Raw genomic sequence first — 13269 nt, 5'->3', positions numbered from 1 at the left:
GGCGCCGTCAGGCGAAGGCCTCGATCGGCGGGCACGAGCAGGCCAGGTTGCGGTCGCCGTAGGCCTGGTCGATGCGGCCCACCGGCGGGAAGTACTTGTCCTGGGTGCTGCCGGTCGGGAACACGCCCGTGGCGATCGGGTAGGCGTGCTGCCAGTCGAGCAGCTCACGTGCGGCGTGCGGCGCCTGGGCGAGCGGGTTGTCGCCCTCGGGCCACTCCCCTGCCGCGACCTGGTCGATCTCGGCGCGGATCGCGAGCATCGCGTCGCAGAAGCGGTCCAGCTCGGCCAGGTCCTCGGACTCGGTGGGCTCGACCATCAGGGTGCCGGCCACCGGGAAGCTCATCGTGGGGGCGTGGAAGCCGTAGTCCACGAGCCGCTTGGCCACGTCGTCCACGCTCACCCCGGTCTGCTTGGCGATGCCGCGCAGGTCGAGGATGCACTCGTGGGCCACGAGCCCGGACCGTCCGGTGTAGAGCACCGGGAAGGCGTCCTTCAGCCGTGCGGCGACGTAGTTGGCCGACAGCACGGCCACCGACGTGGCGTCGGTCAGTCCCTGCGCCCCCATCATCGACACGTACGCGAACGGGATCGGCAGGATGCCGGCCGACCCGTACGGGGCGGCACTGATGGCACCGATCCCCTCACGGCGCGCCGCGACCGGGTGCAGCGGGTGGCTCGGCAGGAACGGGACCAGGTGCTCGGCCACCGCGACCGGGCCCACGCCCGGTCCGCCGCCGCCGTGCGGGATGCAGAAGGTCTTGTGCAGGTTCAGGTGCGACACGTCGCCACCGAACGTGCCCGGCTCGGCGTGGCCCAGCAGGGCGTTGAGGTTGGCGCCGTCGACGTAGACCTGGCCGCCGGCTGCGTGGACCACGTCGCACAGCTCGGTGATGCCGTCCTCGTACACCCCGTGGGTCGACGGGTAGGTGACCATGATCGCGGCGAGGTCGTCCGCGTGCTCGGCACACGTGCGGCGCAGGTCCTCGAGGTCGACCTCGCCCACCTCGGTGGCCTTGACGATGACCACGCGCATGCCGGCCATGACGGCCGAGGCGGCGTTCGTGCCGTGGGCCGAGCTCGGGATCAGGCAGACGTCGCGGGCCTCGTCGCCGTTGCTGCGGTGCCACGCCCGGATGGCCAGCAGACCAGCCAGCTCGCCCTGGGACCCGGCGTTCGGCTGCACCGAGACCGCCGCGTAGCCGGTGACGCTCGCGAGCCAGGACTCGAGCGTCTCGACCAGCTCGATCATGCCGGCGGCGTCCTCGGCCGGCAGGAAGGGGTGGAGGTCGGCGAAGCCGGGCCAGCTGATCGGCTCCATCTCGGCGGTGGCGTTGAGCTTCATGGTGCACGAGCCGAGCGGGATCATCCCGCGGTCGAGGGCGTAGTCGCGATCGCTCAGCGTGCGGAGGTAGCGCAGCAGCTGCGTCTCGCTGCGGTGCTCGGAGAACACCGGGTGCGTGAGGATCGCGTCGTCGCGCAGCAGGGCGTCGGGCAGGGCTGCCGGGGCGGGCGCCGTGTGCGAGGTGTCGGCCCCGAAGGCCCGCCAGACGGTCTGCAGGTGGCCGAGGGTGGTCACCTCCGACGTGCTCACCGCCACGTGGTCGGTGTCCACGCGGCGCAGGTGCAGCCCCTCGGAGCGAGCCCGGCCGACGACGGCGTCGGCCTCGCCCGGCACACGGGCCACGACCGTGTCGAAGAACGACTCGTGGAGCACCTCGACGCCACCGGCCACCAGACCCGCCGCGAGCGTGGCAGCCGTGGTGTGCACGTGGTCGGCGATCCGCCGCAGGCCCTCCGCGCCGTGGTAGACCGCGTACATCGACGCCGTGACGGCGAGCAGCACCTGGGCGGTGCAGATGTTCGACGTCGCCTTCTCCCGGCGGATGTGCTGCTCACGCGTCTGCAGGGCCAGCCGGTAGGCGGGTCGGCCCGCCTTGTCGACCGAGACTCCCACGAGTCGCCCGGGCAGGTGTCGCTCCAGGCCGTCGCGCACCGCCATGAAGCCGGCGTGCGGTCCGCCGTAGAACATCGGCACGCCGAAGCGCTGGGACGACCCGACGACGACGTCGGCACCCAGCGACCCCGGCGAGCGCAGCAGGACGAGCGCGAGCGGGTCGGCCACGACGACGGCGAGCCCTCCGGCGGCGTGCACCGCCTCGATGGCTCGGCTGGGATCGGTCACGGCACCGTCGGCCGCCGGGTACGCGATGATCGCGCCCGCCACGTCGGCCGGCACGTCGTCGACGCCCAGGTCGACGTCGAGCAGCTCGATGTCGAGCGCCTCGGCACGCGTGCGCACCACGGCGATCGTCTGCGGCAGCAGGCGCGAGTCGAGCACGAGGGGCCGCAGGTCCTTGCCCCGCGCGGCGCGGCGCACCAGCGTCATGGCCTCGGCGGCGGCCGTTCCCTCGTCGAGGAGGGAGGCGTTGGCCGTCGACAGACCGGTGAGGTCGGCGACCATCGTCTGGAAGTTGAGCAGCGCCTCGAGCCGTCCCTGCGAGATCTCGGGCTGGTAGGGGGTGTAGGCCGTGTACCAGGCGGGGTCCTCGAGGACGTTGCGGCGGATCACGGCCGGGGTGACGGTCGGGTGGTACCCGAGCCCGATCATCGAGACGCCGGGGTTGTTGCGCGTCGCGAGGGCCTTGAGGGTCGCGAGCGCCTCCGGCTCCCCCAGGGCCTCGGGCAGCGCGGGCGGAGCCGAGGCGCGGATGCTCTCCGGCACCGCGGCCCGCATGAGCGAGTCGAGGGAGTCGTGGCCGATCCGGGCCAGCATGGCCTGCTGGTCGCTCGCGCGCGGTCCGATGTGACGGTCGACGAAGTGGTCGGTGTCGCGGCGCAGGGCCGCCGGGACCGACGGCGGCCGGTCGGGGGACGCGGTGCTGTCGAGGGCGGGGCTGTCGAAGGAGGGGCGGTCAGAGGACATGAGAGGGCTCCAGGGGTCGTCGACTGGGTCCCTCCCCACCTGTCACCCCCGCCGGAACGGGTGCTTCAGGGTCGCCTTGTCCGCGTGGTCCGTGGTGCCTGAGAGGTTCCGGGGAGGAATTGCCCCTTCGGCGCCGCCTGGGCGATCTCTCCCACGCGTGCTCGACAGCACGCTCACGGTACCAGCGACGGCACGCGCGAGCGGCGAGGCGGGCCCTCAGCTGGTCAGACGGGCGCGGCGCCGCGCGGCGAGCTCGTCGGCGGCGGTGTCGTCGGAGACGGAGAGCTCGCTCGGCAGCTCGTGCAGCGTGCCCTCGATCTCCTTCCAGACACCGCCGATGGCGATGCCGAAGACGCCCTGGCCACCCTGGAGCAGGTCGATGACCTCGTCGGCCGAACGGCACTCGTAGACGCTCGCGCCGTCGCTCATGAGCGTGACCTGGGTGAGGTCGTCGGTCCCGCGCTCGCGCAGGTGCTCGACGGCCGTGCGGATCTGCTGCAGCGAGACACCCGCGTCGAGCAGTCGCTTGATGATCTTGAGCAGCAGGATGTCCTTGAAGGAGTACAGCCGCTGCGTGCCCGAGCCGGTGGCCGACCGCACGGTCGGCTCCACGAGCTTGGTGCGTGCCCAGTAGTCGAGCTGGCGGTAGGTGATGCCGGCGGCGCTGCAGGCCGTGGGGCCACGGAACCCGGTGTTGCGGGGCAGCGGCTCGAGGTCGTCGGTGAACAGCAGACCCTGGTCGCCGGCCTGCGCAGCGGCCTCGGCGGCCTCCGCAGCAGCCGGGGCGTCGTCGCGTCGCTCGATCATGGGTCTGGCCTTCCAGATGGGGAGAAGAAAGACCACCTCGGCGAAACTACAACGGTGTTCGCTTGCGGCAGTGGTCTCACGGTAGGCCCGCGGGTGCCCCCGGTCAATCACATCGGCGTTCACCGGCGTGTCGCAACCCTCACGCGAGGGTTGAGGGTTCATCCGGTCGTCCGACCTCTCAGGCGAAGTCCTCGGGCTCGACGTCGTCCAGGAACGCGCGGAACCGCTCCACCTGCTGGTCCTCGTCGGTGGTCGAGGCGATGCCGGCCTCGTCCAGCACGTCCTCGGCACACACGATCCGCGCACCCGTCCGCAGGGCGAGCGCGATCGAGTCCGACGGCCTGGCGTCGACCGTCGCGCCCGAGCCGAAGACGAGCGAGGCGAAGAAGACGCCGTCCTGCACGTCGGTGATGCGCACCTCGTCGAGCTCGTCGCCCAGCACCTCCACCACCCGCTGCATCAGCTCGTGCGTCAGGGGGCGGGGCGTCGCGTCACCCTGCTGGGCGAAGGCGATGGCCGACGCCTCGACGGCACCGATCCAGATCGGAAGGTAGCGCACGCCGTCGCTCTCGCGCAGCAGCACGAGCGGCTGGTTCGTGGGCATCTCCACCCGGACGCCGACCACGTCGAGCTCACGCACGGCGTCAGTCCCGGAGGTGGTGGCGCAGGAGAACGGTGTGCAGGCGCATGGTGAGGGCCGCGAGCTCACCGAGCTGCTCGGCAGCGGCGGCCTTGTCCTCCCGCCGACGACGCTCGGGCACCACGCGGGCCAGCAGGTCGGACTCGCGCTCGGCGGCGGTGACGACCGCGCGCAGGTGGCGCGGCTCGACCCCGAGGGCCGCCAGCCGGACCACCGCGTCGACGACGACGAGGTCGTCGCCGTCGTAGGCGCTCTGGCCGGGTCGGCGGGCCAGCAGCCCGTGCTGCTCGACCTGCTCGAGCAGCTCCTCGGTGGCGCCGGAGCTCTCGAGCACCTCCGCCCGGCTCAGCCGCACCCGGCTGCGTCCCTCCAGGAACGCCGCGGGCGTCGGCAGGCCGTCGGCGTCGCTCGAGACGTCGGGCACGCGGATGTTGCCGTCGATGTCGGTCTGCGGGACCAGACCTCGGTCCATCTCGTCGAGGGCCTGACGGATCGCGCTCAGGGGCCAGTACCGCTTCTGCTGGCGCAGCACGAAGCGCAGCCGCTCCACGTCGTCGAAGGAGAACTTGCGATAGCCCGAGGGGGTCCGCTCGGGCTCCAGCAGACCCTCGCGCTCGAGGTAGCGGATCTTGCTGATCGTGAGCGACGGGAACTCCTCGCGGAGCTCGGCGAGGACCTTGCCGATGCCGAGCCGCGCGAGCTCGGGCAGCGGCTGGGTCACGCCTGGCCTCGCTGCGCGCCGGCGAAGTAGATGAGCCGGTACTTGCCGATCTGGACCTCGTCGCCGCCGCCGAGCGTGATGTCGCCGTCGATGCGGTCGCGGTTCACGTAGGTGCCGTTCAGGCTGCCGAGGTCGCTCACGACGTAGCCCTGGCCCGCGCGGGCGAACACGGCGTGACGCCGCGAGACGCTGATGTCGTCGAGGAAGATGTCGCTGTCGGGGTGACGCCCGACCGAGACCTTCTCGGTGTCGAGCAGGAACCGTGCACCGGCACCCGGACCACGCTGGACGAGCAGCATCGCGCTGCCCAGCGGCAGGTTCTCGACCGCGGCGACGTCGGTCGACGACATCTCCTCGGTGTCGGCGTCGATCAACGGGATGTGCGTCGTCTCGTCCGGGATGTTGCCGTGCTCGGGACCGGGCGAGGACATCGGATCACTCCTGGCTGTACGTGTGCTGGGCGTGGGCTGGACGGTGGGACCATGTCTGACCCCGAGGTCGAGGTTCAGGTGTCCAACCTAGCACCCGTGGACGGTCGCCCAGGGCCCCTCCGCGAAGGTCAGGACGAGACGAGAGCGGTGTACTGCTCGGGGCCGAGCAGGGCCTCGGTGGGGTCATCGTCGGCGGGGCGGACCTTGAACAGCCAGCCCTCGCCGTAGGGATCGGAGTTGATGACCTCCGACGCCCCGTCGAGGCTCTCGTTGCGGGCCACCACCTCGCCGTCGACCGGGCAGAAGATGTCGCTGACCGACTTCGTGGACTCGAGCTCGCCCACGACGGACCCGGACTGGACGTCGTCGCCGACGTCGGGGAGGTCGACGAACACGATGTCGCCGAGCTGGTCCTGCGCGAAGTCGGTGATCCCCACGACGAGGACGTCGCCCTCGACGCGCACCCACTCGTGCTCTTCGCTGTAGTACAGGTCCTCAGGGATCACGCGTCGCTCCTGGTCAGTGCTGTCGTGGTGGGGTGGGGTCGTGAGATCAGCTGGGGCCGGTTCACGAGCCGCCGACGTCGGGACGAGCGTACTCGGGGGTCTTCACGTCAGCCAGGGCCGTGATGGTGATGGTGTCGCGCCGGGCCACCGAGGCCTGGGCGCCGCGGGCGCGGAGGATGTCGATGATGCCGCCGCGGAACGACGCCGCCTCGTCCAGGGTGCCGGGATCCCCGATGACGTCGATCACGTACGGGCTGGTGACCTGGCGACCTCCGATGCGCAGGCCGTCCTCGTCGTCGAGCACGTAGGTCTGCGCCACGACGCGGGCGGTCTCGTTCACGACGATCGCCTCGGCCCCCGCCTCGCGCAGCTCCTGGAGCACGTCGAGCACCAGTCCCGCGTCGACCACGCCGTCGGCGTCGTCGATGCTGAGCCGGACGCCGGGGCCCGTGGCACCGATCGAGCCGGCGAGCACGGCGAGCTGCTCGGCCCGCTGGCGCGCCACGTCCTCGGCCTCGCCGGAGTCGCCGCGCGAGCTCAGGAGCCGGTCGCGGGTGGCGGTCAGGTCGTCGATCTGGGCCGCGAGGCGCTCGTTCGCGACGTCCACCGACTTGAGCAGCTCGACGAGCTCGATCCCCCGCAAGGACCCGAAGTCGGTCGAGTCGTCCTGACGGACCTGGACGGTGACACCGAAGGCGAGGGCGCCCACGAGCAGGGCCACCACGGCCTGCGACGCGAACCGGTTGCCGGACTCCTGGGCGACGGGCGCGGCGTCGTCGGGCTCAGGCATGGAAGATCCTGCGCCGGATGGCCGCCGCGTTGGCGAAGATGCGGATGCCCAGCACCACGATCACGCCGGTCGACAGCTGCGAGCCCACGCCGAGCTGGTCGCCGAGGAAGACCATGAAGCCGGCGATGAACACGTTGGAGATGAAGGAGACCACGAAGACCCGGTCGTCGAAGCGTCGTTCCCCGAGCGCGCGCAGGGCGCCGACGACGGCGTCGAGGGCGGCGACGATCGCGATGGGCAGGTACGGCTGCAGCCACAACGGCACTTCCGGCTGCAGGAACAGCCCGAGCGCCACGCCCACCACGAGTCCGAGCACCGGGATCATGCTCAGCCCTCCCCTCGCGCGTCGTCCGCCGACGCCGGCAGAGGCTCGGCGCGGCGCAGGCCAGTCTGCTCCTCGGGCGCGGACGGCACCTCTTCGTCGTCCGATGGTGCCATGCCCACGGAGATGCCGACGCTGTCGGCCCGACCCGCGAGGTACCGTCCCGCCGGGTTGGACTCCAGCCGGGAGCGCAGGGAGGCGCCGTCGCCCAGGGCGACGATGCGCACCGGGACCTCGATGCGCGAGAAGTTGACGGTGAGGTTGCCGTCGATGCTGCTGATCGCCGACTCCGACGTGAGGCGCTGGCCACCCACCGAGATCGCCTCCGCACCGGCGTACCAGAGCCCGTTCACCACGGTCAGCAGGTCCTGCACCGTCAGGCGACCCGCGCGCTCGCCGTCCGGGCTGCCCGTCATGGTCACCACGAGCGCCGTGCCACGCAGCGCCCTGCCCCCGGCGAGCACCGTGTCGGAGGCGACGTCGGTCGACGTCTCGGGGCCGGCGCCGCCCTGGAGCGCTGCGACCTGGTCGCGCAACGCCTCGGCGGCACCCTGACGGGCGGCCAGGACGTCACGCCGGTCGGCCACGTCGGCGGCGAGGGTGCGCCGCTCGAGGTCGGACCCGGGCCGGTCGTTCTGCGTCTGGACCGCCGTGATGGTCAGCAGCGCCGCGAGGACCGCCACCACGACACCGACCGCGGGTGTCGTCGCGGAGCGGTCGCCGTACGGCTCCCCCGCCCGCACGACGTAGTAGTCGTCGTCGAGCGCGTTCTCGGCCACCTGCTCCAGCAGGTTCTCGGCGGGACGGACGGCGGACACCCAGCGACCTCAGCGCGGGACGCGCTCGGTGGTGGCCAGCAGCCGGCGCACCTGGAAGGCGTACAGCACCCCGCCCCACCAGTAGAGACCCACGCCCCAGATGGCGAAGGCCCAGCCGAAGACGTCGGCGAGGTCGGCGACCGTGCCGCTGCCGTCGCCCAGCAGCAGGAGCGGGAAGGCGTAGAGCAGGCCCGCCGTGGCGGCCTTGCCGAGGAAGTGCACCGGCAGGGAGCTGTAGCCCCGGGTGCGCAGGAACGGCACCAGGCTGAACAGGAAGACGTCGCGCAGGGGCAGCATGACCGCCAGCCACCACGGGATGATGTCGCGCAGCGCGAGCCCGACGACCACGGCGAGGATGTAGAGCCGGTCGGCGACGGGGTCGAGGATCGCGCCGATCTTCGAGGTCTGGTTGAGGCGCCGGGCGAGCTTGCCGTCGAGGTAGTCGGTGATGCCGGAGACCACGAGCACGAGCAGGGCCAGCACGTCGGCCTCGGGCACGAGGACCAGCCAGAGGAAGACCGGCAGCAGGACGATCCGAACCACGCTGAGCAGGTTCGGGATCGTCAGGACCCTGTCCTCACCCACGTCGATCCTCCTGCTGCTCCGTCATCGCGGGGATCAGCCTAGGGCATCGCACCGCACGGACGGGGACGTCCCGGACCGGCGCGACGAAAGCTCCCCGCGTCCGCATGGCGGGCCGCTCTTGCGCGTGCGGGAGCGACTGACAGACTGAACGAGCACGACCAGATTCGAAACCGCGGGCACCACGTGTGCCCCGACCTAGGAGGACGCGTGGCCGACTACACCCTGCCCGAGCTGCCCTACGACTACGGCGCACTCGATCCGCACATCTCCGGCAAGATCATGGAGCTGCACCACAGCAAGCACCACCAGAACTACGTGAACGGCCTCAACACGGCCCTCGAGAAGCTCGAGGAGTCCCGCGCGGCCGGGTCGTACGACACGATCAACCTGCTCGAGAAGAACCTCGCGTTCAACCTCGGTGGTCACATCAACCACTCGATCTTCTGGAAGAACCTGTCCCCCGACGGCGGCGACAAGCCGACCGGCGAGCTCGCCGCGGCCATCGACGACAACTTCGGCTCGTTCGACGCCTACCGGGCGCAGTTCGAGGCCACGGCCCTGGGCATCCAGGGCTCGGGCTGGGCCATCACGGCCTGGGACACGCTCGGACAGAAGCTCGTCATCGTGCAGCTGTACGACCAGCAGGCCAACATCCCGGCCACGCTGATCCCGGTCTCCCAGCTCGACATGTGGGAGCACGCGTTCTACCTCGACTACCTCAACGTCAAGGGCGACTACGTCAAGGCGTTCTGGAACATCGCGAACTGGGCCGACGCCCAGGAGCGCTTCACGGCAGCCACGAGCGGCGGCCAGGTCATCTTCTGAGGACCTGTTCCCCCTCGTCACCGGGGCCCCGCACCGAGTTCGGTGCGGGGCCCCGGTGCGTGCAGGACGTGGGCGTCCGGGCCGAGGGCGGGCCGTCAGGCGTCCGGGTCGCGCCGCTTGCCGTGGGCGGCGAGGTCCTGGAGCCGGGCGTTGTACGCCGCGAGCTCGGCGTCGCCGTCGCGGTCGGCCGCCCGGTCGAGGCGCCGGGCCTCCCGCTGGTCGGAGCGGAACCACTGCGCGAGCAGGGCGATCATCACCAGGATCAGCGGGACCTCGCCGAGCGCCCACGAGATGCTGCCGCCGAGGTACTGGTCGGCCAGCAGGTCGGTGCTGTAGGGCCGCTCGAGCGTCGTCCAGTACGACTGCGCGAGGACGGTCGCCGACGACATGATCGCGATCGAGAAGAACGCGTGGAACGGCAACGTCACGAGCATGACGCCGAACCGCGCGAGCGGCGGGAGGCGTCGCGGCGAGGGGTCGACGCCGATGATCACGTAGTAGAACAGCGAGCCCACCAGCAGGAAGTGCACCTCCATCGCCGTGTGGCCCCAGTGCTCGCGCATGAGGAACCCGAACAACGGGGTGAAGTACAGCGCGTAGAGGCTGCCGACGAACAGGGCCGGACCCACGACGGGGTGGGTCAGGAACGCCATGAGCCGTGAGTGCAGGAACGACGTCAGCAGGGTGCGCGGCGAGACGTCACCCGGCTGGCGCGGGCCCGGGAGGGTGCGCAGGGCGAGGGTCACCGGCGCGGCGAGCACCAGGAAGATCGGCGCCACCATGGAGAGCAGCATGTGGGAGACCATGTGGGCGCTGAACAGCACGTGCGAGTACTCCCCCAGTCCACCGACGGTGCTCCAGGCCACGACGAGCAGCCCGACGAACCAGGAGATCGTGCGGCCCACCGGCCAGTGGACCCCACGACGGCGCAGCGTCCACAGACCACGGAGGTACAGCGCGGCGCCGAGCGCGACGATCGTCAGTCCGAGACCGTTGGCGGACCACCCCCAGGCGAGGCGCAGCGCGTCGGGAGCCGGCGGCAGCGGTCCGCCGAGCAGCTCCTGCGCCGGGGAGGTCAGCACGTCGCCGACCGGGGTCGGGGTGCGCGACAACGCCACGGCCAGCCCGATCGTCGCCGCCATCAGCAGCACCTCGGAAGCGGCGATCGGCAGGAAACCCGCGTCGCGGTCCGCGAGGCGTCGCCGCTGGACCCAGCCGAACCAGCCGAGCAGCACGAGTGCCACGACCTTGGCGATGACGAGCTGCCCGTACCCGGTGCCGACGACGTCGGAGACGCTGCGCAGGCGTACGGCGGCGTTCACCACGCCCGAGACCCCGACGATCACGAAGGCCCACAGCGCGAGGCTGGAGAAGCGACGGAGCGCGGGCGTGAGTCGTTTGCTCCCCCGCCACGCCACCCAGGTCAGGGCGACGAGGCCGCCGACCCACAGGCAGACGCCGACCAGGTGGAGCAGCAGGCTCAGGGCCGCGAGGTCGTGGGACCCCGACTGCGCCGAGTGACCCGCGAAGGAGACGGGCACGAGGGAGGCGAGGACGATGCCGAGGCCGACCGCCAGGGCACGGACGGAGATCGTCCACCGCAGGACGCCCCAGGCCACGGCACCGACCACCACCTGGAGCAGGACCACGCCGCCCGTGGACGTGGTCGCCAGCTCGGTGAGCAGAGGGAAGGTGATCGACCCGATCGTGCGGGCGAAGACGTCCGCGACGGTGAGGACGTACAGCGCGACACCCACGACCGACCACGCCGCGGCTGCGCGGGCGGCCCCACGGACGGCGTCGACGCTGAGGCCCTGCACGACGTCGCTCGACGACGGCAGGAGGAACACCGCGGCGAGCAGCAGGCCGATGAGCACGACCAGCAGGGCGTCGGAGACGACGCTGAGCAGCGGCAGGCCCCACCCGACCAGCTGCCCGGGGTCGGGCAGACCCTCGGGCACGGGCTGGGGCGCGCCGCCGCCCAGGCTCAGGGCGGCGACGCAGGCCGCGGCGGCGACGAGGAACGCCGCCGCGCTCGACCGCAGGACGCTCACGAGTCGACCTCGCTGCGTCGGCGGAGGAGCGGCCACAGGATGAGGCCGACGGCCACCAGGCCACCACCGACGGCCCACCAGAGGTGCTCGGCGTGACGGTGCAGGAACGACTCGTCGTCCTGCACCTGGTCCACCTGCTCGACGGCCCGGCCCGACGTGGTCTCGAACTCCGACGTCCCGGCGATCGGGTGCCCGTCGGCCGAGACCACCCGGAACGCGATGGTGTACGTGCCGCGCTGGGCCTCGGCGTCCGCGCCGACGCTGCCGGTCACCTCGCGGTCGCGCGCGGACACCTCGAGGGGCACGCGCGACCCGTCGGGCGCGGTCAGCACGAGCTCGGAGCGGGTCACCGGCTCGTTGAACTCGAGGGTGACCGACGCCGGCGCCGTCTCCAGCACGGCGCCGTCGCGCGGGTCCGTGCCGACGAGCGCGGCGTGCGCGCTCGCCGGCAGGGGCACCGCGACCACGAGGGCCGCGACGAGCGCCGCAAGGAGAGGACCGACAGATCTACGCACGGCGTCGATCCTGCCGCACGACACCCAGCAGGGCGAGCGCGGCGACGGCGAGCGCTGCAGCGGAGAGCACCCTGCTCCATGTGTCGGAGCCTCCCTGGTCGTCGCTCGCGCTCGAGGCCTCGTCGGTGTCTGCACCCGCCCCGTGGCCACCGGAGCCGTGGGCGTCGGCGGAGGCAGCGAGGAGGGTGAGGGTCGGGGCGGGCTTCTCGGGCTCCTCGTCGCCCTGCTGCACCTGGTCCCAGTCGACGACCTCGCCGTCGTCGTACGTCTGCTCGGCGGCGAACCGGACCGAGTCGGCGTCGGGGAAGGGGCCGCCGGAGAGGGCGAACTCGTCGAACTCACCGGGTGCGATGCCGTCACCCTCGGCGGTCCAGGTGACCGTGCGGACGGCCTCGGTGATCTCGGTGCCGTCGACCTCCACGGGCTCGGGCAGCGTGCCCTCCTGCATGGAGACCTTCCACCCCGGCTTGGGCTGCGCGGTGAGGTGGAGGAACGGGGTGTCGGCGGGGAGGGTGACGACGAGCTTCGTGGTGTCGGCCGTGTCGGACTCGGTGGGGACGCGGAACACGACCTTGCCGTACCCCTCGCGCGCGGCGTCGGGAGAGGAGACGGACACGTGGGCCGAGGCCGGTCCCGCGAGGGCGAGGACGGCGGCGGCGGTCACGAGTGGAGCGGCGGTCAGCCGGACAGGCAGACGCGAGTGGTGCATGGACATGAAGAAACCTCCGGGTGGTGCAGGAACGGGTGGTGCAGGACGGTCGGGTCGCTCACGCCGCCGAGGGCGGCGCGCGGCTCCTGACCGTCCGGACCACCCGACGACCGCGGTGGACGGTCGTCGTCACCCGGACGACGTGGTCGACGACAGGCACGGGCACGACCTGCGGGACAGCCAGCACGTCGCCGACGGCGTCGGCCAGACGCCACCAGAGGTCCTCGGCGTGGCGCAGCGCCAGCAGGCTGATGCCCGTGGCCACCACGTGCGTGAGGACCATCGAGGCGTCGTGCGGACCCGATCCGGACCCCAGGACGTGCAGACCCACCTGGCCGAGCGCCAGCAGACCGACGAGCTGGCCGGTCGTGAGCCGCCGTCCGGCCAGGAGTGCGGTGGTCGCCGAGGCGACGACCGCGACCGTGAGCAGGGCTCCTGCCCCGACCTCTCCCCCGGCACCCACGTGCGCCGTGGCGCCGCACAGGGCCACGGTCAGGCCCACCAGCACCGACCGGAGCGCACGCACGGCGGCGCCCCGCGGGCTGACGGTGGGCATCATCGACACGGCACGACCCTAGGCCAGGGGCATCGGCGACCTGGCGGCGGCCGTTACCGTGGTGGCC

The 13269-nt window shown here is 72.0% G+C and carries 15 protein-coding genes and 1 riboswitch; of the genes, 1 reads left to right on the top strand and 14 read right to left on the bottom strand.

From position 1 onward, the window contains the following. Positions 1-7: 7 nt before the first annotated feature. The 10 genes from gcvP to ASF37_RS00270 form a co-directional block, all read right to left on the bottom strand. Positions 8-2773, bottom strand: a complete 2766-nt coding sequence (gcvP, locus tag ASF37_RS00315) for an aminomethyl-transferring glycine dehydrogenase (protein ID WP_235499948.1) — start codon at positions 2771-2773, stop codon at positions 8-10. 225 nt (positions 2774-2998) lie between these two features. Continuing rightward, positions 2999-3087: riboswitch (glycine riboswitch) on the bottom strand. A gap of 52 nt (positions 3088-3139) precedes the next feature. Next, positions 3140-3730 carry a MerR family transcriptional regulator gene (locus ASF37_RS00310; protein WP_056578476.1) on the bottom strand — a complete coding sequence of 197 codons (591 nt, stop codon included), beginning with the start codon at positions 3728-3730 and terminating at the stop codon, positions 3140-3142. Between the two features lie 178 nt (positions 3731-3908). Next, positions 3909-4370: a bifunctional nuclease family protein gene (locus ASF37_RS00305; protein WP_055968346.1), complete on the bottom strand. Its 462-nt coding sequence runs from the start codon at positions 4368-4370 to the stop codon at positions 3909-3911. 4 nt (positions 4371-4374) lie between these two features. Further along, entirely contained in the window at positions 4375-5091 is a 717-nt protein-coding gene (locus tag ASF37_RS00300) for a MerR family transcriptional regulator (protein WP_055968348.1), read from the bottom strand. Next, positions 5088-5522, bottom strand: coding sequence for an FHA domain-containing protein (locus ASF37_RS00295; protein ID WP_055968350.1), 435 nt, complete (start codon positions 5520-5522; stop codon positions 5088-5090). Before ASF37_RS00295 ends, ASF37_RS00300 begins: the two co-directional genes overlap by 4 nt. A gap of 128 nt (positions 5523-5650) precedes the next feature. Continuing rightward, the gene (gcvH, locus tag ASF37_RS00290) at positions 5651-6028 is read right to left on the bottom strand and encodes a glycine cleavage system protein GcvH (RefSeq protein ID WP_055968352.1); all 378 of its coding nucleotides are present in this window, start codon (positions 6026-6028) and stop codon (positions 5651-5653) included. Positions 6029-6089: 61 nt separating this feature from the next. Then, complete coding sequence (locus ASF37_RS00285) at positions 6090-6818, bottom strand: DUF881 domain-containing protein (protein ID WP_056578472.1); 729 nt, start codon at positions 6816-6818, stop codon at positions 6090-6092. Then, a complete protein-coding gene (locus ASF37_RS00280) occupies positions 6811-7143 on the bottom strand; it encodes a small basic family protein (RefSeq protein ID WP_055968355.1) in 333 nt (110 codons plus the stop codon). Before ASF37_RS00280 ends, ASF37_RS00285 begins: the two co-directional genes overlap by 8 nt. Before the next feature lie 2 nt (positions 7144-7145). Then, the gene (locus ASF37_RS00275; protein WP_056578470.1) at positions 7146-7958 is read right to left on the bottom strand and encodes a DUF881 domain-containing protein; all 813 of its coding nucleotides are present in this window, start codon (positions 7956-7958) and stop codon (positions 7146-7148) included. A gap of 9 nt (positions 7959-7967) precedes the next feature. Continuing rightward, positions 7968-8543 (bottom strand): CDP-alcohol phosphatidyltransferase family protein, encoded by a 576-nt coding sequence (locus tag ASF37_RS00270; protein ID WP_235492973.1) that lies wholly within the window; start codon positions 8541-8543, stop codon positions 7968-7970. A gap of 207 nt (positions 8544-8750) precedes the next feature. Between ASF37_RS00270 and ASF37_RS00265 the strand changes: the two genes are divergently transcribed. After that, on the top strand, positions 8751-9368 hold the full coding sequence (locus ASF37_RS00265; protein ID WP_055968361.1) for a superoxide dismutase: 618 nt from the start codon (positions 8751-8753) through the stop codon (positions 9366-9368). A gap of 95 nt (positions 9369-9463) precedes the next feature. On the opposite strand, the gene ASF37_RS00260 is transcribed toward ASF37_RS00265, so the two are convergent. From ASF37_RS00260 to ASF37_RS17010, 4 genes are read right to left on the bottom strand one after another with little or no spacing between them, the layout of a single operon-like run. Continuing rightward, positions 9464-11422: a cytochrome c oxidase assembly protein gene (locus ASF37_RS00260; RefSeq protein WP_056554737.1), complete on the bottom strand. Its 1959-nt coding sequence runs from the start codon at positions 11420-11422 to the stop codon at positions 9464-9466. Beyond that, a complete protein-coding gene (locus ASF37_RS00255) occupies positions 11419-11937 on the bottom strand; it encodes a copper resistance CopC family protein (RefSeq protein WP_162239218.1) in 519 nt (172 codons plus the stop codon). The genes ASF37_RS00260 and ASF37_RS00255 overlap by 4 nt, the downstream gene beginning before the upstream one ends. Continuing rightward, positions 11930-12652, bottom strand: coding sequence for a YcnI family protein (locus tag ASF37_RS00250; RefSeq protein WP_200931152.1), 723 nt, complete (start codon positions 12650-12652; stop codon positions 11930-11932). The genes ASF37_RS00255 and ASF37_RS00250 overlap by 8 nt, the downstream gene beginning before the upstream one ends. A 52-nt stretch (positions 12653-12704) precedes the next feature. Further along, a complete protein-coding gene (locus ASF37_RS17010; RefSeq protein ID WP_056578467.1) occupies positions 12705-13211 on the bottom strand; it encodes a hypothetical protein in 507 nt (168 codons plus the stop codon). Positions 13212-13269 lie beyond the last annotated feature (58 nt).

Source organism: Aeromicrobium sp. Leaf289 (genome assembly GCF_001423335.1).
Classification (GTDB): domain Bacteria; phylum Actinomycetota; class Actinomycetes; order Propionibacteriales; family Nocardioidaceae; genus Aeromicrobium.
Note: the sequence above shows the minus strand (reverse complement) of the source record. Positions and strands in the feature narration are given on the sequence as shown.

Excerpts from the sequence above, each read along its gene's own strand:
- gcvP (WP_235499948.1), bottom strand. The coding sequence starts at position 2,773 with ATGCTGGCCCGGATCGGCCACGACTCCCTCGACTCGCTCATGCGGGCC.
- ASF37_RS00310 (WP_056578476.1), bottom strand. The coding sequence starts at position 3,730 with ATGATCGAGCGACGCGACGACGCCCCGGCTGCTGCGGAGGCCGCCGAG.
- ASF37_RS00295 (WP_055968350.1), bottom strand. The coding sequence starts at position 5,522 with ATGTCCTCGCCCGGTCCCGAGCACGGCAACATCCCGGACGAGACGACG.
- ASF37_RS00285 (WP_056578472.1), bottom strand. The coding sequence starts at position 6,818 with ATGCCTGAGCCCGACGACGCCGCGCCCGTCGCCCAGGAGTCCGGCAAC.
- ASF37_RS00280 (WP_055968355.1), bottom strand. The coding sequence starts at position 7,143 with ATGATCCCGGTGCTCGGACTCGTGGTGGGCGTGGCGCTCGGGCTGTTC.
- ASF37_RS00250 (WP_200931152.1), bottom strand. The coding sequence starts at position 12,652 with ATGTCCATGCACCACTCGCGTCTGCCTGTCCGGCTGACCGCCGCTCCA.